This window comes from Fibrobacter sp. UBA4297, from assembly GCF_002394865.1.
In the GTDB taxonomy this organism is placed as follows: domain Bacteria; phylum Fibrobacterota; class Fibrobacteria; order Fibrobacterales; family Fibrobacteraceae; genus Fibrobacter.
On the sequence record NZ_DGUZ01000008.1, the window covers coordinates 74,472 to 96,851 of the forward strand.

Below are 22,380 nucleotides of genomic sequence, written 5' to 3' on the forward strand. Positions count from 1 at the left end.
CAAGCGCTCCTAGTCAAATCTCAGCATCAGTGCAAGTTCGAACTGGAGAATCTGGCGCATGTGGGCCGTTTCGTCATCCAGCTTTTCATAAATCTGCCTGTATTCGATATACGAACTCAGCGAAGCCATCTTGTTGAACGTGTAAGAAGCGCTCGGACGGATAAACCATTCATGCGTTCTCGACGGAACCGTACGATAGTTCAGTTCCAGCTTAGGCTTGTACGCGACAAAAGGCTTCACACCGGAATCATACTGATAACGCACAAATACGCCATCCGTACCCGATTCCTCGTTCATCATGTCATAGCCATCCACCGGTTTGTATTCCTTACGGATAGTCTTCCTGTAATCATAACCGGCGGTAAGCTTCAAGTCAATATTGTTCTTGAGCTTAAAGAACCACTTCCAAAGCTGGAATCCCTTATCGAGCTTGAGCGGGTACGAAATCGAGAAGTCATCGCCAACGTTAATGGCAAAGTCATTGTAAAGCCAAGTCGGAATCCACGGCGTTTCAAGGAAGTACTTTGTGGTATCCGTACAAATTTCCTCGGACTCGTCTGGCCAGCACGGATTAGAGATAACCTCTTCCTTCGGGCGACGGTTTGTCGATTCAATCTTCATACGCACGCTATTTTCGATGCGCATGTTGTTCTGCAAGAGGAACGTCACACGGATAAGCGGATTAAAGTTCCAAACGCGGACCCAGGAATCTTCGGCGCTCTGGAACGGACGGCTCGTCATTGTGCGGTTATAGTCAAAGCGGCTGTTCAAGCTCACACTGCGGAATCTGTTCAGGAACGAAACCTTCTGCGCAATGTTCGGAATAGAAAGCCCTATGCCAAACTTCGGGAACGTCGTCGTCGTGTCAATATACAGCGGATATTCGCGCGACTGCGAGAAGTCCTCTTTCCACTGGAAATCCGTCGACAAGGAAATATCCCAGATCGGCAAGGTAAAACCTGTAGAAATCTGCAACGAACGTGACACGGAATTGCGGAAGCTGCCCTGATAGACTAGCGTGTCTACATTCTTATTCCTGTACTGGGCAAATCCAGTAAAGTCGTCGCGGCTAGTCATGCCCATGTTACCCGTCATGATATTCCAAAGGCCACGGCCGCCATGACCATCCCCAAGGCCAAGGCCATAGAGGTAATACTGGAACGGCGTCACACCCTGTTCTTCGTACAGTTGGGCAAGTGTAAAGTTTTCACCAATTGTGTTCGTGCTTGCATTCCAGTTGAACTTGACTTCACGCCACTTGAGTTTGTTGAAAAATCCCGAGACGGCATTATCCTTACCGAACAAGTTTGCAAGTTCAATAACCCTCAAAGAAGGCGTAAACTCGAAGCGGTTCGTCTGTGAAATCGTCCAGTAGTTTTTCTCGACACTGGAGGGGTCAAGGAAACTAAAATCATCCGGAATGCTCTTCTGCTGGTTGAAATCCGAGGAGAACTGCATGTTGAACGGTATAAACGGAATCAGCTTGGGATTGAAGTTTATCCTAAACTGCTGGTTTCTAGAACGTTCGTTACGAAGAATGCCATAAGCACGGCCATACTGGCGATGTCCAACGCTATCCACTTTGTAGAATGCAGTCGTGTCATAGCGAATTTCATAGGAATCCGGATTCTGCATGTCAATCGGGAGCTGCTTACCGCTAGCATCGGTCCTTGCCACCGTATCCACCGGAATAACCACCAAGCTGTCGCGAGAAACGTAGACCTTCCTGTCGGAATGATCATGGTCAAAGATATAGCCACTTGCAAAGAGGCCGCCCTTGTCAAACGTAAAGAAGTTTTCCTTAGTGAACCCTTCACGGTCGCCACCGCCAAACATATCGCGCTTGATATTAATGGAATAGCTCGTCGTAAGGAACGAAAGGATGTTCCAACGCAAATTCAATTTGTGGTTAAGTTCCGCAGTATAGGTCACGACCTTATCGACCTGCGGTTCCACAAAGTCCGGATCACGCGTTTGGTTCACATAGCGTACATAGTTAAAGTCGAACAGGGTCACGTCGAAAGTCTGCGGCCATGGTTCAAATTCAGTCTTTGCGAGGTCCTTGAGCCAGGAATACTTGGCAAGGCCTTCGAACGGTTTGAACTTGAACATGCTAAACGTACCCAACTTGTATTCGAACAATGTGTGGTAAGAATACGTAGAATCCGCCGACGTCGTTGAGCGCCCTTCGGACTGGTGGTAAGAATAGCTGAGCGCAGGACGTTCGAGGAATGCCTGCGAGAAGAATTCACCAAGCTTGGATTCTCGAGCCTTGTAATCCTTGTGGTAGCTCACGCTGAAGCCCAAGTCCTGCACATAGGATTCATAGCCCTTCGATTCGGCATTGTCCCTCAGCTTGTTTTCTTCGTCGTCCGATTCAACAGCAAGGTCGCCTTGGAACATATCCCCCGTCAAATCCACAAAGCTGCTCTTCTTGAGCATCATGTCATCCGTGGGCTTCATGTACGGGCGTTTTGTCGAACTGTGGTAGCTAAACGACATCGGAATGTGGTAACCGAGCGAATCGTTCAAGAACTTGTTGAGAGCTATGGAAATGTCAGCAGAAACATCGAGCTGGGATGCAGCCGTTGCAAGGTCCGGCTTCGGAGAGCGGCCCGAATTGGAAAGTGTTGCGAAGTCACCATCCTGATAGCGCACCGCTCCAGAAAGCGAAATAAAGTCTGCAAAGTTCACTTGCCCATTTACACGTGCTGCATAGCCCCATTCCGTATCCATATCGGAAAGGCGCAAGTCATTCACCCAGAACGTACCTTTGAGGTCATTGCGCGATGCCGTAGAATCCGCAATAATTACAAAGCGAATCCAGTCCACCTTCGTAATCGACGGATTACCCACGAGGCGCAACACTTCTTCACGGTCGCCGCCGATCTTTTTCACGACAGGTTCCAAATACGGCGGGTGGCGTCCACGCTTGAGGTCCGAGAAATCGGACAGGTCCATCGCAAAGGCATTGTCGATCCAGTTCTGCTCATGGCAATCCTGCACGCGATCAGGAGTGCAAACCGACATATCCAAATCCTTCGGGCGGAAACTCCATTCGTAATAATCCCTGGAGCCATCAATCGTCCCTTCACCGAACTGCAAGGCAAAGCGAACAGGCGGTTTGTCGGCCTTCGTTTCACCACCATTTTCGTAATGGATTTCCATCTTCAACGACTTGTAAGCCGAGAAATTCTTGGTATCCGATTCGAAAAGTCTCGTAACGCCCACTTCCTGGCCAGGGCTCATGTCGTGGTATTCCAAGACAAGCGCAGTTTCCTTGAGCGGGGCATTCGAATCCGCATCACGTTCCGTCACCGTATTCGGGGACTTGAAATACTTCTTGGCATTTTCACGATTGTTGATTGTAGAGACCTTGATATACGTCGTATCCGAAGAAACCGATTCCGTGACAGTGTTCTCGACACCGTTCACTTCGACAATTTGCGAATTTTCATTCGTCGAGGTCCGGTAAAGCTTAGCGACAGTGTTTTCTTCCCATGCATTTCCCAGGACGCCAAGGCTTACCACCTGCACCTTAGCCTCGGAAACGCCCGGGCCAAGACGGCCAAGCCACATACGGGTAAACTGAGCTTCCGCCAAAATTTCCTTATAGCCGCTGCCCATCGGAGAGACTATCGTATCGTACAGGTTCAGCGGGATGCGCCATCTGCGCCAGCCATTTTTCAGTTCTTCAAATTCAATCTTATCCGTGCTAGAAAGGTCGATTCGGTAACGGACAAAACTAATGTCCGTATCAAAGGAACCGTTCCTGTTGATGTCTTCGGTATCGTAAGCGCGTTCACCCAAGTTGTTTTCAGTTCCGTTAATGCTCCTCGGCGGATCGCTTTCTTCATCCAGGTCCTTGAAATCATCGCCGGCAACATCCCTCGTCGAAGGGTCGATGTTCCCTCTAGAAGCACTTAAGGTATCTGCCTTACAGACAGAATAACGGCAATCCCAGACGACCCGACTTTCATCATTTCCAGTAAGTTCATCAAGACCTCTATCGTGCCTTGCAGTCGTCATACCAAGCTGGTTTTCGCCATTGTAGATGCCGTTAGGCGCATAGCCGTTGATCGAGACGTCTTCGCTGATAAGACCCAGGTCAATGAAAATGGAGCCGGAATTACCGCGAGCCACCACTTCGAGATACTTCATCTCGCTCAGGTCCTGATAATACGAGCTGTTCGCGCGCATGATACCGCCCCAGGAATTGCCCATAAGGTTATCGTTCGGGCGTAGCGTCATCTTGAGCACGGTCAAGTGCTGGTTGTCAACATCGGAGTTGCCTACGTTATCATAAATGTACTTGTAAAGTTCTGTATTGTTGCTATGCCAAATAAATTCACCCTGATGGCGATAGTCCAGGTCTTCAATGTATGTCGACCGGAACGGAAGGGAGTCTATACCGCCCGGAGGCGATGCCGGATACCAGGACTGTCTGGAAAGCGGATACACAAGACCAGTCGAGGTCGATTCAAAATCTTCGACAAGAGCAGTCTGCGTATTGCTCGTGTTCGCATTGTGCCGACTGCTAGCAAATTCAGCTTCAACGCGCCAATTCGAAGACGCGGTTGTCTGGATACCCGGAATCGCATTGACCAAGTCCGTGAGCGCCTGTACAGAATCCTGCAAGCGAATGTTAAAGCCCCACAAGAAGCTGGAATACGGTTCGTTTCCAAGAGTCGGGACTTCAGCCGTCGTGCTCTGGCTCTTGTAAAGGGCTGTAACACCAAAGACAGACCCGGCTCCAAAGCCATACAAGTCCAAAGGCAATTCGGCACGCGCACCTAAAAGCAACTTGTTATCAATTTCGAACATGGGTTCGCATTCAAACTTGACCTTGATTTCTTTGTTCGGGTCAAGAGCGCGTTCACTTAAAAGTTCAATCTGTCCAAGTTCATAGTTGACTTCGTAGTCCGTTCCGCGGATAAGCGTTGTAGAACCGGCGGTCACTTTTTCAGACCCCGGAGAAATATCCATGCAGCTACCGCTATTCACGGAATAGCTTGAATTCGGGTCACGCACGCTAAGCGTAGAATTGCGGCGCTTGCCCACAGATTCAAAATAGAACAGGCTTGTATATCGGTTCAGGTTGTAGACCGGCAAGTTATAAAGCTGGGCCATGGCCGCCGTCGTATCCAAATTGCGAAGCGGTTCCAAGCAGTTCTGGCTGGCCAGTTCAATTGCATCAGCACGCCCGCTATAAGTTGAATCATCAAAGCGCTTACAAGGCAACCACATTTCACCGGTAAAACTGCCTAACGAATCTTTTTTGAAGATAGTTGCGTCATTGACCAAAGGCGTTCCGTTCGTGGCATCCGCAAGTCCAAGAGTCTTCAAGTAGTTGCCAGAAATGCCAGCCTTGTTCTTCATGCGAAGTACAAAGTTATTGGCGCTTGCATCGGAAATGCCAATCGAATAAACGTTACGCAACATCAGCTTATCAATATCAGTAAGTTCACTGAGCGTTGCATCCCATTGGATGAGCACGCCTTCACCACCATTGCGCAAATCAGTGCCAGAGCGCTTTTCAGTACTATAATTCGCGACAATAAGCGTATTGCGGTTGACCCCGTTAATCTTCAAGATGCCGGTCTTGGAATCGTACTTATAATCAGAACGTGGAATTTCGACCATACGGTCCACCGTTTTCGTAATCTGCGTTCCCTGGCGCGTCGTATAGACAACCTTCACGTTCTTGATAACATCATCAGACGTATTCAAGGCGCTTCTCTTATAAAGTTTTAGCTCCGACACCTTGTAGTTCGAAGTCGTACGACCCTTGATAGCCTCTTTGATATAGGCGTCCCTCGCTTCGTGGTTCAAGAAGTAATAGCGGTAAGCAAGAAACTGCTTGTCTGTCACCTGGAATTCCGTTGTCGATTCGCTTGCCTTAAGGGAATATTCCTCTTGTTGGCCGCCATCCTGAGAGGCAATCGTCGTAAGTCTCCAGTCGCCAAGCTTCCATTCAGCCTTGATACCGAAAAGTCCCTGGTGATTTTCTGAATAACCCGTAAATTCAGTACCGGCCAAAGACAAATTTGTCGTACCCGCTTCGACGCGTTGCAAGATGTAGTCTTCGAATTCGCCCTTGAACGATTCCTCGTAAACGACGCGGACTTCGTTCTGCGAACCGAGACCTTCATCCACATTCTTAATTTCGACAGTAATGTACGGACCAATCTTACCTTCGACCATGAAGCTCGGGTTGTAGTCCAAGGACGGAGACGGCCAGAGGCTCGTCTTGGTGCTACCCTCGGCATCGTCCTTTTCGCCATAGCCCTTGAAGCGCACGTCCATCGAACCTTTGAGCATGAGCTTCGGCTTGTTAAAACCAAAGTCCTTCATCCACGCAGGCATGTTCACCGGGATAGTAATATCAAAGACGGAACCCGTTTCTGGCGCTTCGTAGCCGCCATCGCTCTGACCGACTAGGCCATTGAGCCACAAACGCTTACGGCCCACATCGTACATGTCCGAGACGTAATCCGCAAGCTCCGGATAATGCGATGTCCAGAGCACGGTTGTATCGGAGCGAGAAACCGAATTCACACGCTTCTCAGTCACATCGATTTCGCGAGTAGCGACGTCGATATCGTGAGAGAAAACCTGGCCCTTAGACGTATTCATGAGCCCAGGGCGCATGCCAATGCCGCCCAGCGGGAGAAGACCATCAAGCGGGGATGTCGACTTCGGAACCGGGATGTACTTGATAGCAGGCTGCCATTCATCCGCCGAGACTTCGGTAACAGAATCTTCTGGCATTTCAGCACTTGCAACTGTATGTTGCTCAACCTCAGACTTTGGAGCAAGCACCACAGACGACGAAGACATTACTGCTGCAGAAGACGATATCGGCTTTGCGACAGAAGAAGATGGCGGAACTTCGACACTTGACGAAGACGATTTAGGCGCCACTGCACTAGATGCAGGTTCAGCCGCAGACGAAACCGCCACAGACGGTTGAGACATCTTGGCCGGCGCCGCACTTGAAGCAGGTGCTACGGCACTCGATGCAGGAGCTGCACTCGAAGACGACGCTACAGAAGCCGTCGATTTCGGAGCAGGCACATCCTGGAAAAGTTCATCGTCAAAAAGAGATTCATACGAGCTAAGCGTTCCATCCTGAGACCAGACGGAACCCACAGCCACAATGCTGCTTGCAGCAAAACCCCAAAGGGCGGATTTTAAAAACTTTCTAAAACGCAACGGTGTACAAAATACAAAAACGGGACGTTCAAAATTACCACCGATAACATAGAAAAAAAGAAACGCCCCCATTTAACGGGAGCGTTCCAAAACCGGATTCTAGACCCTAATTAAAGGATAAACTAGAGGAATACTTCAATACCGCCACGGCACTTTTCCCAAGCCGGATTCTTCTTGCACAAGAGTTCAATCATCTTGTCGTAAGTAGCCGTATTGGAGAAGCCCTTCCACAAGCGACGTTCCACAGATTCACCGGAATCCTTGTCGATTGTCGTAATGGTGTCGTAGTAGGCGGTGTTGTCCTTGAATTCAGAAATCAAGATATTCTTCAAGTCGTCCGTGTAAATGCGGGATGCATACTTGAGGATGGAATCGTTGAAGTTGAGTTCGTTTTCGACGAGCCATTCAAAGTCCTGGATCGGATTGCCGTAGATGAGCCAGTGACGGAGCGCAAGAGCAACCACGAGGTCCTTCACTGCACTGCGGAAGATGAACTTGTCTTCGAGGCGGCCGTTCCACGTGATGCGGGTCAGCGGGTTATCGTCGTTCGCTTCGATGGACACGCCCTTACCCGGAGTGACCTTGCGGATCTTGATCGGGAGGCGGCTAAGAAGCTGCCAAGCCTTCGTGAAGGCGATAGTCTTACGGACGAAGTCCTTTTCCTTTTCAGGAGCAACGCGCACAAACGCACCGAAGCAACGCTGATAGAGCGTTTCCTTGTCAAAGATGCAGTCGCTGGAGCGGCATTCGCTGAGCTTGCCATCCATCATAAAGAGGGTCTTTGCAAGTTCCGGACGCATGCGGACTTCGAGTTTGCGGGTACGTGCCTTAAGGCGGACACCGTCCTTGTATACGTAGGTAAAGCCTTCTTCCTGGTAACGCTGCCAAATGAAGAACTGCAGGTCATCGGCTGCACGCAGATGGTAGCTGAACACCGGGTTCTGGCGGTTGTTAGCCATGGTCACCTGGTTCAAGAAGTTGTCGGCGCCCTGATACGGCACAACGACCTTCACGAGCACCTGCGGGTTCACCGGGTGCTTGCTCTTCTTGGCATACTGTTCGTACGTGAAGAGGGACTGGGCACCGTTGATGATCTTCGGACGTTCAATGAAAAGCACCTTCTTGCCATCGCGTTCCTTGAGGCGCAGGTCATCACCCGTAAGGGTCATGCCGTTGTGGAGGAACGGAAAGTCATCGACGTTCACGTTCTTGTCGTCATTCCTTTCCATCGTCTGGAAGGCGTCGATAAGAGCTGCGTTCGTATGAGTGAGGTTACCGAGGTAAGTACGGATGTTAGAGCTAACGATAGCCATGTTGTGCTTGGTCTTGAGGCGCTTACCAAGGGCAACGTGGTAATCAAAAATAGTACGGATCGGGCAGAAACCGAGGAAAAGTTCGCCATGATCGGACGTGAGGTGGAGCGGTTCGGAGTCCATCTCGATTTCAAGCTTGTCGTCTGCGCTGCGGAAGTCGCGGGTAAGGTCGTCATGTTCTGCAATGATTTCGAGTTTCGCCTTGACATCAGCCTTCCAGAGCGAGAGCTTTCTGCGCATGTCCTTCAGGGTACGTTCAAGTTCGGAGTCCGTGATGTCGCGGCTTGCGCGAGTACGGAGCACGGTGATTTCGAGCGTTTCCATGTACGGACGGCTGGCCGGGGCGTTTTCGTCCTCTTCGGTCTCTTCGTCTGTAATCTTATTGACGGCCCACGGGTCAGCTTCTTCGCGGAGCGAGAGGAAGAACGGATTGGTCGGATCGCTAGTACGGAACACGGCTATCTGGAGTTGCTTCAGGTCGGCATTCAGATGTGCCACAACCTTTTCGAGCGGTGTATCTTCGTCCAGGAAGATGAAGAATTCCATAAAGCCCTGAGAATACTGGAAGCCGTGGAAGCATCCATTTTCATCTAGGTTCAGATGCCGGAGTGCCTTGATTCTATCGTTCGGGTCGTTAGGGTTCAAGCTCAAGAGGCTAGCGACAAATGCTAAGCGGCGTTCCTGCGATTTTGTTAGTTCCATTTTTTCCTCAATAATTACACTGAAAACCAATATACAATATTATTATATATTGGATTATTCGTAATTTGCACACTAAAAATAGTTTCAAATCATAACATTTGCGTGCAAAAAAGATAAAACATTTAATTTTTTTTTATAATCTAGCAATTTTTAGGTGCACAGATGTGTAAAATTCTCATTTTTTACATTTTTTTTTGCCAACTCAACGTTTTTTCTAGCAAAAAAGCTATGATTTAAACATTAGGAGCTTTTTATGAATTTACTAGATATCATTGCCAAGGCAAAACAGGAAAAGGCAAAAACGCTCGACCTTTCCCAGAAGGGTCTGCGTCTCTTGCCACCGGAACTTTTTGAAATCGAATCCCTCGAGGAACTCAACCTCGACCGCAACTTGCTCGTTGAAATTCCGGACGATATCGGGCTTTTGAAGAACCTGAAGAGCCTCTCCGTGAGCGAAAACGACCTCATGGAACTGCCGGAATCCATCGGCGAACTCACAAAACTTGAAAACCTCTACCTCGGGTACAACAGCCTTTCGGACCTCCCGGAATCTGTAGGCAAGCTCGTGAACCTCCAGACGGTGAACATCGCCAAAAACCAGCTCCTGGACCTGCCGCTCGAAATCGGCAACTGGCAGAAGGTGGTCAAGCTTTCGCTCCACGACAACATGCTCTCCGAAATTCCGGCAACCATCGGCAAGATGAAGAGCCTCGTGAAGCTGTACCTCGACAACAACGAACTTTCTACAATCCCAGCAACGCTCTCGCACCTCGAGAACCTCGAAATTTTCATGGTCTCGGGCAACCGCCTGGGCGCCATTCCGTCGGAGTTCAGCAACCTCAAGAGCCTCCGCGAACTCGTGCTCGACGCAAACCAGCTCGCGACCCTCCCGGAAAGCCTCGCCGAATGCGAAAGCCTCCAGACAATCTCCGTCATCGAAAACCCGCTCGAAGGTGGTATCCCGCGCGTGCTTCTTGACAAGAAGGGACTGAGCATCGACCAGTAGCAGCTACGTTGCAGTTACTAGTTACTAGTCACTAGTCCTTAGTTACTAGAAGATTGTCATTCCCGGCATAGACCGGGAATCTCCTTTTTAGGAGCTATCACAATTCCAACATTCAAAGGATAAAGTCATGTTTCTCCGAATAATTCTAGCTGCGACGCTTTTGTGCCTGCTCGGATGCTCAGACTTTATCCATCCGGTCAAAAGCACACCGGAACCGACAGAGTATTCCTTTAACTACTGGCTCCTACAAAAAATATACCTGTACGAAGACGAGCTTCCGAACTTGTCCGAAGAAGGGGATTCCGCAAAGGACCTCTACGCGACACTCAAGGACCCGTTTACAACTTACACGCCCCCCGCCAAAAGCGAAGAACGAGCAACGCAAATCAGCACTAGCAAAATCATCGGCGGTGATATCGGCCTTCGCTACTACAACATTACAGACGCGGCATATCCCATATACATCGCACGCGTGTATCCCCAAAGCCCCGCCGGGAGCGCAGGCATTCCAAGGTTCGGGAACATCCTTAGGGCTAATGGCATCGAACTGAACGGAGAACGCGCATTCGCAACTTACGACTCTATCCGCAACTACAGCAAGAACATTGACCTCGTTGTTGCCTACAAGAAAGACACCACCTTATACAAGCTGGAAAAAGAAATCGTCTATGCACCGACCGTATTTGTCGATACGCTATTTGACGATTCAACAAATGGATACCCAGGCATTGTGTTTGTTTCCATCGAAGGCTTCAAGGATTCCACAGCGGATAGGAAAAACGGAACATACGGAGAGCTTAAAAGCTACCTGGACTCCACGATTTCGGACAAGCGCGTCCGAGTACTCGACTTGCGCAACAACCCCGGTGGACTTGTTAGGCAATGCTTAAAGATGGCAGACCTTTTTGTCAGCAAGGGAACTCTTTCGACGAGGCATTCCCGTTCGCTAGACGCCGACGGAGAGACATACCACATAAGAACGTCTGAAATCGCAAAGTCCGGTGATGTCGGCGAATCCGGCAAGTTCATCATCCTGGCCAATAGAGGTTCGGCGAGCGCTTCTGAAATTTTCATTGCGGCCGTCACCGAAACAACAGACATTCCGTTTGTCGGGAACACAACTTACGGAAAGGGCGTTGGGCAGACAACATTTTTCACATACAACGGAGCACTTGCCACAATTACAAATTTTGAATTTTTGACACCCAAGGGCAACTCCTACCACAAAGAGGGAATCCACCCCAAGTATGAATGCAGTGCCACCGTCTACGAAAATTGCGCTGCCCAAATTGCAAACAAGATTTACGGAGTCCAGATACCCAATCAAAACGAATCCTTAGCAAAGAAGTCCGCAGAAATTTCAGAACAAAATACGAGCTCAGAATCAAAGGGAGAAGCTTTTATATGGGCAGATTCAGACTTTTACTTAAAACACTTCCAAAAATCTCTTCGTTAGTTTTTTCAGCCACTTCGATTTTAACGACAAGCGCTGCGTTAAGTCTTGTCGCATGTTCTTCGGATGATAGCACCTCACCAAGACTTTCCTACACCCCAACAGCATTCACCAAGGAATTTTTGCTCAACTACGAACTTTTAAAATACCTCTATATTGACCAGGAAACTTATCTAGAAAAACCGGAAGTATACATCAACAGAGTCGATGTTCAAAAACTTGTTGATGAGGGCTACCCTTGGGATTATCACGATATTTATTACTTGTACGGCAAAATGAACGACCCGTTCACCTATTACATAGACCCGTCTCGTTCAAGCGAAATGTTACGTTCATGGAGAATGTCCGATACAAAAATGGATGCTGGTCTGGTACTAGATTCGACATTCCTTCCACAGAAATATGTTGTCGGGAGTGTCGCAAAAAACTCACCTATTGATAAGGCGGGAATTAAGCCAGGTGATGAAATAACCGAAATTGAAGGCATTGCTCTGACAAACAAAGTTCTATATGACCGCCTGTCATCAGTGTATGAAGGCGATACCATCACTTACACCATCAAGCGCGACACGGCTACCTTTACAATTCCAGTTGAAATAGTTCCTTATCTCTCACCAACCGTCGAGCTTACATTCAAGGATTCCATCCCCGTCATCAAGATAAATGAATTCACCGCAATTACATCTAACGATTCAGGAACGTATGGAGAATTCCTAGCCTACCTCCATGAAACCGAAAAGTACAAAACGACAATTATTGACCTGCGCAACAACGGCGGCGGGGAAATTGGACAATGCCTTCCCATGGCACAGGAACTCCTTTCTAAAGGGGATACGGCCATGGGCTTCATTTATGCCTACAAGGATTCCGTCCACCAAAGACAAGCTTTTGACACGGTTTTCTTCATCAACGAAGCAAACGGAATTGCAAAGGACCGGTATTTCACAATCCTTGCAAATGGGAGAACGGCAAGTTGTTCAGAACTCATGATTGCAGCTATCACCGCCTACAAGAAGGTCCCCGTCGTCGGCACGACTACATACGGAAAGGGAATTGGGCAAAAGCGTGATTTTACGCCATCGCTTTCAATCTATTCCATTACAAACATGAAGGTCATAGACAAGAACGGAGTTTCATACCACAGATACGGAATTGCCCCGGACTTTACAATACAGGACGATGACTTTGCCCTCAACAAGGCTCTAGCTCTTGCAAAAGAACAAAGCTATGTACGTGTCGCCGGTTATGGAACCGAGAACACGGGCCACTTCGCCAAAAGCGCAGTCGAGCCGGATACAATGCCGGGATTCTCCTACTACCCCGGCGATAAAAACAGCAAGATAAAATTTAGGTACTGAGCGCCCAAAGCTACTTCAGCACGCGCATACGGACCATGACGTCCGTGTCGTTCGCCTTGACGGCAGGCGATGCAAGCGTGAGTTCGATTTCCTTACGGATATCAGCCACCTGCTTTTTGAGGCGAGCAAGGCGGTTGCCTTCGAGCTTCGGCGTTGCAATCATCGTCTTCTTGGCCGGGTTCATCCAGTTGCCGCGATTGTCCTTGAAGCCCAAGTGCAAGTGCGGCCCCGTGCTGCGGCCTGTAGAACCCACCTTACCGATGACCTGACGCGGAGAAACCTTCGTACCGACATTCACGCCACGCACTGAAAGATGCATGTACCAGCTTTCAGTATTGTCCCTGTGGCGGATGGCAATCTTATTACCGCTCAAATCATCGTAACCAGAAACAGTCACAACACCTGCGGCGACAGCGTAAACCGGAGAACCCTTGGGGCTACCATAGTCAATGCCATGGTGCACCGTGCGGCGTCCCGTAATCGGATGGATGCGGGTACCATACGGACTCGTGACATGTAAACGGTCAAGCGGGTAGCGGAGTCCCTCAAAAATGAGCGCTTCGCCTTTTTCGGTATAGTGAGCGTTGAAGGTACTCTTCGGATCCGGGTCCTCGTAGCGGAACGCTTCATGGTGTCCGACCGTATGGCCGTCGAATTCAGCGTAAAGCACCTTGCCGCTAATCCAGATGGAATCCTGATAGAACTTTTCTTCGAGCAAAATGCGGAACCTGTCGCCCGGACGCGCGAGTTGGAACGAGACCTTACACTGCAACACGGCGCTTACGACGCCCACCATGCGCCCAGGAATACCAACCTTATGCAAAATGCCGCTTAACGTGCTTCCGTTTTCAAGAGCGCCTTCGAAGACTGACTGGCGGACAGTCACCGGCTTATCGATACGGCTATAGTCAAATCCGGAATCAACCTTGCTCAGCATGTGAACGGTCGCTGGGTTCGGCGCAAAGCGGAAACGCTGAACATCGCCGGCAGAATCAAGAGCGACATAGAACACCTGCCCCACGCGGAGCGCCGAAAGTTCAACGGAATCCTGCAAGGCAAGCACAATCTTGCCGCGTTCCTTTTCATTGATGTTCATGCGATAAAGCACCTGGAAAAGTCCATCGCCGGCACGGACTGTATCGTTTTTCACAATCCACTTCGAACCTTCGCCCTGAGCCTTGACGATCAGGGCCTTAAGCGAATCCGCAGCCGCTTCGAGCTTTGCGTTCTCTTGCTTCAAGGCATCAATTTTTTCTTGTTCGTTACATCCGGTAAGCGCAATCGCAACAACACACAGTAAAAAGAAAATTCTGGACATAAACACCCGCTCTTAAAATTTCAAAAGCAAAGATAAAATTTTTACGCCAATAGCGAAACGGCGATCCACACCAAACGTATCCAATGAAAAGTAATGGTTCCTATCGCCTTCGGCTCTAGGATGACAGAGCAATAAAAATACCCCGCGCAGGTGTTGCGCGAGGCATCTAAATTCAAGCAATTTGCTTAAAGATTACTGCTGAGCAGCGGCCTTCTTGGCAGCCTTAGCAGGCTTAGCCGGCTTTGCAGCAGGCTTAGCTTCTTCAGCCGGCTTTTCCGGAGCGATCACTTCGAGAAGTTCCATTTCGAACTTGAGGACGGAGTTACCCGGAATAGCGCGGTTGCCACGCGGACCGTAAGCGAGGTCGCTCGGGATCCAAGCGGTGACCTTTTCGCCAACCTTCATGAGCTTGAGCATTTCGGTCCAGCCCGGAATCACGGCTGTCACCGGGAATTCGAGCGGCTGGCCACGATCGACAGAGCTATCGAACTTGGTGCCATCGAGGAGCGTACCGGTGTAGTGGACCTTGACCTTGTCTTCGTCCGTCGGAGTTGCACCCTGACCTTCGGTAATAATCTTGTACTGGAGACCGCTCTGTGTGGTCACAACACCTTCAGCAGTCTTGTTCTGAGCGAGGAAAGCTTCGCCTTCGGCCTTGTTCTTTTCGGCAGCAAGGCTGTCCTTCTTCATCTTTTCGGCCTGGCGGTCTGCAGAAAGCTTGTTAAGCGTTTCCATGATGACAGAGTCGTTCATCAAGAACTTTGCAGAATCGCTATTGTAGCGTTCCTTGAAAGCCTGGATAAAGAGGTCGAGGTCGAGATCGATGGAATCGCGAGTCACGAGCTGGAAGCGAGCCTGGTTACCGAAATGAGCACCGAGAGCGTAGCTGTACTTGTCCTTTTCGGTCACAAGCGAGGTCTTTTCGGTAGAAGCAGATTTGCACGGTTCACAACCCGTCATAAGCATGGCAAGAGCGCCTGCTGCAATAAGCATTTTAGTCTTCATTTTTATCCTCTATGAAAAATAGACGTTCTTAAAATAGTAAAACAAACCACATAAAGCTTACAATAATTTTCTTTTTACCTTTACATTTAGTATATTTTCCGCTGACAATTTAAATATCAGGAAATATTATGTGCGGAATTATCGGATATAATGGAAAAGGGGAAGCTTTGCCAGTCCTCATCGAAGGACTTAAGAAAATGGAATACCGAGGCTATGATAGCTCAGGTGTTGCCGTCATTGAAAACGGTCAAATAAAAGTTGTCCGTGCATCTGGAAAAATCAAGGCTCTCGAAGACAAATTAAAGAACGCACCGCTCAAAGGTTCTATAGGCATTGCGCACACCCGTTGGGCAACTCACGGCGCCCCGACCGAGACAAACGCCCACCCGCACACAAGCTATGATGGAAAGATTTCGATAGTCCACAACGGCATCATCGAAAACTACGCAAGCCTCAAGGCAAAGCTCATCTCCGAAGGTATCGAATTCAAGTCCGAAACCGATACCGAAGTCGTAGCCCACCTCATCGCCCGCTATTACAATGGCGACCTCAAGTCCGCCGTGCTCAAGACTCTCAAGCAAATCGAAGGTACTTTTGGACTTGGTGTTGTCTGCAGCGATGAGCCGAATGTTTTGATTGGTGCCCGCCGCGGAAGCCCGCTCATTTTGGGCATTGGAAACGATGGTGACTTTTACCTCGCCAGTGACGTTTCCGCCATCATCAACCACACGCAGAAAGTTGTTTACCTCGATGACAACGACGTTGTCCAAATCAAGGACGGCGGTTACTCCATCGTGAACATGAGTAGCCACGAAGTGCAGCGCGAAGTCCAGGACGTGGAATTTGATGCCGATGCCGTTGCCAAGGGCGGATTCCCGCACTTCATGCTCAAGGAAATTTTCGAACAGCCCGAAGTGCTCCGCAATACAATGCGCGGTCGTTTGCTCACCGCCGAAGGCAACGCAAAGCTCGCCGGCCTCGACACGAACATCAAGGAACTCCGAAACATCAACCGCATCATCATCACCGCCTGCGGCACGAGCTACTATGCAGGCATGGTCGGCGAATACATGATCGAAGACTTGGCCGGCGTCCCGGTCGAAGTCGAATACGCTTCAGAATTCCGCTACAGAAACCCGATTATCAAGCCGGGTACTCTCGTCATTGCCATCAGCCAGTCCGGTGAAACTGCAGACACGCTCGCCGCTCTCCGCGAAGCCCAGCAAAAAGGCGCGACCGCGCTCGCCATCTGTAACGGTGTCGGTTCGACAATTGCACGTACAAGTGATGGCGGCGTTTACCTGCACGCAGGCCCGGAAATCGGCGTGGCCAGCACCAAGGCGTTCACAAGCCAGGTCACCGTGCTCGCCATGATAGCCCTTTTGCTCGGCCGCCAGCGCAGACTCAGCTTTGAAACAGGCGCCGACATCGTAAAGGATCTTTTGGAACTCCCGGATCTTGTCACGGAAACGCTCAAGCTCTCCGACAGCATCGCTGAAATTGCAAAGACGCTCTGCAAGGCAAACAACTTCTTGTACCTCGGTCGCCACTTCTGCTACCCGGTCGCCATGGAAGGCGCTTTGAAGCTTAAGGAAATCAGCTACATTCACGCTGAAGGCTACCCCGCTGCAGAAATGAAGCACGGTCCGATAGCCCTTATCGACGAAAACATGCCGGTCGTGGTCATCGCCCCGAAGGATTCGCTCTTCGACAAGATTATCAGCAACATCCGCGAAATCAAGGCCCGCGGTGGCAAGGTCATTGCCGTCACGACGGAAGATTGCCACCCGCTCGACGAAATCGCAGACCACATCATCACGGTCCCGAAGACCCGCCCGATGCTCATGCCGATCCTCACCTGCATTCCGCTCCAGTTGCTCGCCTACCACATCGCCGTATTGCGCGGAAACGACGTGGACCAGCCGAGAAACCTCGCCAAGAGCGTGACGGTGGAATAAGGCATTGGCCTTCGGCCAGTTACTAGTTAGTAGTTCTTAGTTACTAGTAATAACTTTATCTCCCCTGCACTGTCACGGAGCGATAATAAACAATTAAACATTCCCTCCCGATGGGAGGGTATTTTCGTCACGTATAAACTCTAAAAACATACGTTAAAAGAACACTAGTTCAATATCGGGGCAAGAAAAATCCCTTTATACACTTCTTATTACGAACACACACTTGGATATGATTCTTATCTCCAAATTGAGTTCCCGGATAAGCTGGAGCTCCTTCAGTAAATGCACCGCGAGCAGTATCAAAATAAGGAATATCTTCGGCAATATCCCTTAAAGAATGCAAATGTTCTATCAAAAAACAATCCAAATACCTTAGAACTCCACTAGGATTTGGTTTTCCTTTTAAATCCGTATTTTGTGGTATAGGCGCCCCCATTCGCTTTAGATCTATGAGAAATTCAGGATAATCTTTAAAAAGCAATTCAATAAAATGCTTGTCTGTCAAATCAAGACATTTTTCCAGCGTATAGACAACGCCAATTGCAAACGGTTCCTTAAATTTCGGATAATGATTACTCGCCCAATCTAAAGCTCTATCGTAGTTATTTTCCCACACATAGAATCCATGACCAAGCCATTCATAATCATGAGCACTCATGTGAATGCGATTAGGATGAAGAATTAAATCTATCCCCACTTTTTTTTCGCAACCATGAAATCCAATATATAAATTAGGACGGTCCAAGTAGATATCGTCCATAAAAAGGTCTATCCTTTAGGCGTTTGAGCCTGGATACACCTACGATAAAGAGCAGTCATTCTGCCCGTTTTAGTAAGGATACCCGCTCTTTGCAACCGTCGAAGAGCGGCCTCCCTTGAGTGATCCATCGTTTCGATGGCATGTAAAGTGTCTTTTATCAAATTTTCAGTCATAATTATACCTCTATACCATAAATATACAATAAGAGCAAATTGGTAGTCAAGAGGGCGCAATTTCGAGGAAAAAGCGCTCACATCACTGAAAAAACACACATTTAGAGAGTTATACCGCAAAAAAGTGCTTATAATTCTCTAAATCTCATATTTTTTTGGCACATTTAGAGAATTATCGCGAGGTTTTTGCCGTTTAATACTGCCCGTAAATAAACGGACTTCCCCCTGTATACGCCCAGCATAAAATTAGGCCAATTTCGACAAAGAATAAAACCAAATGCCAAAAACGTGATAAATCAAGAATAGGATAAAAACCTTCAATAGCACTCATATTCGCTTTTATCGCTACAAGTTTTCTACGCTTCGATGAAATATAAGCACAGCAGCTAGCGACAAGAACAAATACAATTGCAATAAAGAACCACATATAAGGTTGCTCCAGCCCTGTTTCAAAACTACCGATCCGTTTTATAATTATCAAAGCATCCGTTACCGAGTCCGCTCTAAAGAAAATCCAACAAAAAGAAGTGAATGCGAATGTCAATACAATTGAAAATGCCGTTACAACGGAGTTCGGTTTTTTGTTTGGGCTCCCAGTAACCGTCATCCATGCCTTATGAACGGCAAGAGCGCAACCATGCAGCAATCCCCATATAACATAGGTCCAATTTGCACCATGCCATAAACCGCCCAAAAGCATCGTTACGATTAAGTTGATATAGGTTCGAATTTTTCCCTTACGATTACCACCAAGCGATATATACAAATAATCCAACAACCAAGAAGAAAGCGATATGTGCCAACGTTTCCACAGTTCTGTTACATTATGCGACAAATAAGGAAGATTGAAGTTCCTCGGAAGATTAAATCCCAATATTTTCGCTATTCCTATAGCCATATCGGAATAGCCTGAAAAATCAAGATAAATTTGCAAAGAATACGCAAAAACCGCAAGTAATACTGTTGCGCTACCAAAGGCATTGGGAGTATCGTAGACTTGATTTACAAAAACAGACAATCTATCTGCAAGAACAATTTTTTTGAATAAACCAAAGACGAAAATCTGAACACCACTGGAAAATGAAATCCAGCCTATTTCGCGTTTTTGGTCCATTTGTTCAAAGAAGTCTCCACTTCTTTGAATCGGTCCCGAAACCAATTTTGGGAAAAAAGCCAAATATAGGGAAACATCCCTAAAGTTCCGACTAGCAACTTTTCCTTTTTGTACATCAACTACATAGCTAATCGCACTAAAAGTAAAGAATGACATTCCTATAGGTAGAATAATATCCAAGGTTCTGCAATCAAAATTGAAAATATTCGCAAATGATTCGATAAAGAAATTGGTGTACTTGAAATAGGAAAGTGCCAGTAAAGGCAAGAGTATCCCCATAAAAGTCCATTTTTCTTGTTTTGCAAAAAACCATGTTGATAAACTTACCGCAAATAAAACAAGAGCAAAACGAAAATCAGCATAAATAACAAATAAGTAGCTACTTAGAAGCAGAATCCACTGTGTGCAAATAATACTCTTATTTTCAAAGAAACGGTTGCAAAAATAGATTAGCCCAAAGACTACAGCAACAAGAGCAAATAAAATAAAACTGGTCATCGACATATTTAGTTTTCCTTTTCAAGTTCCTTAATGGATTTATACACAGCCTTAGCCATACATTCATGGCCATATCGGTTTAAATGTCCTGAACCAATTTTTCCCGTAACAAAACCATGTGCAACATGATGTTCTTCATAAAACATTTTTTCAAAATCATCTGTTAAATCAACAAATGTAATCCCATACTCTTTAGATATTCGGCTAAATAAATTTTTCCTTTCCGAAAATTTAAATTCAATGGAGCCATCTTTTTGTATTTTCCCTGTCGGATGGTAAGCTATTATAATTTGAGTTCCGTATTCTTTTTCAAGATTTCTGAGATATTCAAATAATTGATGATATGGTTTTGGATCAATTACATCATCCTTACTTTGAGCAAACTTTTTCTTTTCCCTATTTGGAGCGAAAATTTTCAACAGACCACCATCATATTGAAAATAAACCAATCGAAAATAAGGTACTTTCTGTAATGTACCTATAATTCCTGAATCATAGCTCTTGGTATGTTTTACCGTTTTATTTTTAATATCATCAATATTCTTTTCTGAAACATTAACAGTACTCATTTCAATTACAACATATTTGGGCGATTTGGAAAACAAGCTCAAATTTTTATGAAGATATTGGCAAGTCTTAAAGAAATGATGTCCTGATATTCCCATATTATAAACGGAATATTTTTCTTTTAAAAGTTCTTTCAATATATATGTGGCATTTTCAGTCTGCAAAACATTTGTTGCTTCCATATGAGAAGATCCAAGTATAAGTATATCTGGGTTTTCAATAACATTCTCGTTATTAAATCCCTGTGCATCGTATTGACCAAAGGCTATTCCCTCCGTAGCTTTTATCCAAATAGAATTTGGCGTCCAAACATAATCGGTGTTCCCTTTGGTATTTTCTACATGAACAGGTGTAACGCTATAGAGCAGCAATAATAAAGAAAGGATTACAGCCGATACAATCCAAGCAGCAACAACCTTCCCCACCCCTCTAGCAACACAAGCTATTTTTTTAATCATTTGGTCCTCAATTCGGATAGACTCCAGATTCAAGAGTCAACTTCTTGACGACCGATCCAAATAAAAAAGGCGTGGAGTCGTATCGTATACTTATCACTACTGCGGGCTACCACACCCTTCCATACAATAAGCACAAAACGACCCACGCCCCAATAGGGACGTGAGTGTTCGTCTTATTCTTGTATGGTTTGAAAGTGGTAGTTTCAGTAGTAAGAATAAGAGTCGAAACTCAAAAAATCCGGTCGCCCCGAACCATTCGATACGGGGCTATGTCAATGGAAATTTAGTAAAAAATTCCATCACTTGTTTTTCCACACCGCTTTTTGTATATTCTCCAATAGTCAAGCTATAGTGGCAGGATAAACCTGCGACAAGCCGTATTTCTTATATCTAAAGGAATACGGCTTTTGTTGTTATAAGGAGAAAAAAAAATGACAGAAAACGAAAAGAAGGGAGAAATCGTAATTTACCAGCCGGAAGGCGAAATTCGATTAGAAGTACGAGTAGAAAACGAAACGGTATGGCTCACACAAGCTCAAATAGCAGAGTTGTTTCTAAAAGATCAATCTGTAATTGCAAGACATATAAAAAATGTGTTTAAAGAAGGTGAACTTACGCAAGAAAGTAATATGCAAATTTTGCATAATACTCTTTCAAAATTTAAGCCAACAACAATTTATTCTCTCGATGTTATCATATCCGTTGGTTATCGGGTAAAATCTTTACGTGGAACGCAATTTCGCCGTTGGGCAAACCAAGTTTTAAAAGACTTCATGCTCAAGGGCTACGCCATAAACCAGAGAAAGATAGCAACAGACCTACAAATTGCGGACCGTCTACATGAACACCAACAACTAATCAATAGGCAGAATGCTGAAATTGCGGATTTTAAAGATAAGACCGAAAAGCGACTTTCCACGGTCGAACAACATATAGACTTTTTTGTGAAAGCGGTACAAACACCTACTGGTGGGATTCTTGCAACAGGAACTCAGTTTGATGGACTTGTGTTAATCACCGATCTCGTAAAATCAGCAAAACTCTCTGTCGTATTCATCGATCCTTTTGCAACCACTGATGTATTGAAATTCGCCACAGCACGAGCAAAAGGGGTAACCGCAATCATATACACTCCTCGCATTACTCCAGAATTTAAAGAAGCGGCAAGGCTGCACAACATTCAATATCCAGGGCTAGAACTAAAAACAATGCGTACAATTCATGACCGTTTTTTACTTATTGACGATACTGTTTACCATTTCGGAGCTAGTTTTAAGGATATGGGAAACGAAATGACGGTATTTAGTGTTCTCGATTTCATCACACCCCAAGAAGTCATCAAAAAAGTCGAAGATTGCACTAAAGGTAAAAAATGACAAAAAAGTCCAAAATACAGTTGTACATTTCTATTATGGCGCATGGCGATTCGCTAAAATTCTCTCGTCTTATTTCTATATTGTAGTTCAATGGTTGATTCCGAAG

At 46.9% G+C, this 22,380-nt stretch carries 12 protein-coding genes; 5 read left to right on the forward strand and 7 right to left on the reverse strand.

Going from position 1 to position 22,380, the window contains the following annotated elements; genetic code table 11:
• Nucleotides 1-9: 9 nt before the first annotated feature.
• Together sprA and B3A20_RS03180 are read right to left on the reverse strand one after the other, a co-directional pair.
• Nucleotides 10-7,215, reverse strand: a complete 7,206-nt coding sequence (sprA, locus tag B3A20_RS03175) for a cell surface protein SprA (RefSeq protein ID WP_290761729.1) — start codon at nt 7,213-7,215, stop codon at nt 10-12.
• Between the two features lie 122 nt (nt 7,216-7,337).
• Nucleotides 7,338-9,230 carry an AIPR family protein gene (locus B3A20_RS03180; RefSeq protein WP_290761731.1) on the reverse strand — a complete coding sequence of 631 codons (1,893 nt, stop codon included), beginning with the start codon at nt 9,228-9,230 and terminating at the stop codon, nt 7,338-7,340.
• A 253-nt stretch (nt 9,231-9,483) separates the two neighbouring features.
• Between B3A20_RS03180 and B3A20_RS03185 the strand changes: the two genes are divergently transcribed.
• The 3 genes from B3A20_RS03185 to B3A20_RS03195 all read left to right on the forward strand — a co-directional run bounded on the left by B3A20_RS03185 (nt 9,484) and on the right by B3A20_RS03195 (nt 13,047).
• On the forward strand, nt 9,484-10,236 hold the full coding sequence (locus tag B3A20_RS03185; RefSeq protein ID WP_290761733.1) for a leucine-rich repeat domain-containing protein: 753 nt from the start codon (nt 9,484-9,486) through the stop codon (nt 10,234-10,236).
• Nucleotides 10,237-10,363: 127 nt separating this feature from the next.
• Nucleotides 10,364-11,692, forward strand: coding sequence for a S41 family peptidase (locus tag B3A20_RS03190; RefSeq protein WP_290761735.1), 1,329 nt, complete (start codon nt 10,364-10,366; stop codon nt 11,690-11,692).
• Nucleotides 11,641-13,047, forward strand: a complete 1,407-nt coding sequence (locus B3A20_RS03195) for a S41 family peptidase (RefSeq protein ID WP_290761737.1) — start codon at nt 11,641-11,643, stop codon at nt 13,045-13,047. Before B3A20_RS03190 ends, B3A20_RS03195 begins: the two co-directional genes overlap by 52 nt.
• Before the next feature lie 10 nt (nt 13,048-13,057).
• On the opposite strand, the gene B3A20_RS03200 is transcribed toward B3A20_RS03195, so the two are convergent.
• Together B3A20_RS03200 and B3A20_RS03205 are read right to left on the reverse strand one after the other, a co-directional pair.
• A complete protein-coding gene (locus B3A20_RS03200; protein WP_290761739.1) occupies nt 13,058-14,365 on the reverse strand; it encodes a M23 family metallopeptidase in 1,308 nt (435 codons plus the stop codon).
• Between the two features lie 192 nt (nt 14,366-14,557).
• Complete coding sequence (locus B3A20_RS03205; RefSeq protein WP_290761742.1) at nt 14,558-15,370, reverse strand: FKBP-type peptidyl-prolyl cis-trans isomerase; 813 nt, start codon at nt 15,368-15,370, stop codon at nt 14,558-14,560.
• Between the two features lie 128 nt (nt 15,371-15,498).
• Here B3A20_RS03205 and glmS point away from each other — a divergent pair, with 128 nt between their 5' ends.
• The gene (glmS, locus tag B3A20_RS03210) at nt 15,499-17,328 is read left to right on the forward strand and encodes a glutamine--fructose-6-phosphate transaminase (isomerizing) (RefSeq protein WP_290761744.1); all 1,830 of its coding nucleotides are present in this window, start codon (nt 15,499-15,501) and stop codon (nt 17,326-17,328) included.
• 169 nt (nt 17,329-17,497) lie between these two features.
• Here the strand turns inward: glmS and B3A20_RS03215 are convergent, their stop codons facing one another.
• The 3 genes from B3A20_RS03215 to B3A20_RS03225 form a co-directional block, all read right to left on the reverse strand.
• Complete coding sequence (locus B3A20_RS03215; RefSeq protein WP_290761747.1) at nt 17,498-18,088, reverse strand: hypothetical protein; 591 nt, start codon at nt 18,086-18,088, stop codon at nt 17,498-17,500.
• 366 nt (nt 18,089-18,454) lie between these two features.
• Nucleotides 18,455-19,879 carry an MBOAT family O-acyltransferase gene (locus B3A20_RS03220; RefSeq protein ID WP_290761748.1) on the reverse strand — a complete coding sequence of 475 codons (1,425 nt, stop codon included), beginning with the start codon at nt 19,877-19,879 and terminating at the stop codon, nt 18,455-18,457.
• A 2-nt stretch (nt 19,880-19,881) separates the two neighbouring features.
• Entirely contained in the window at nt 19,882-20,898 is a 1,017-nt protein-coding gene (locus B3A20_RS03225; protein ID WP_290761750.1) for a hypothetical protein, read from the reverse strand.
• A 431-nt stretch (nt 20,899-21,329) separates the two neighbouring features.
• Here B3A20_RS03225 and rhuM point away from each other — a divergent pair, with 431 nt between their 5' ends.
• A complete protein-coding gene (gene rhuM, locus B3A20_RS03230) occupies nt 21,330-22,274 on the forward strand; it encodes a RhuM family protein (RefSeq protein WP_290761752.1) in 945 nt (314 codons plus the stop codon).
• Nucleotides 22,275-22,380: the final 106 nt, after the last annotated feature.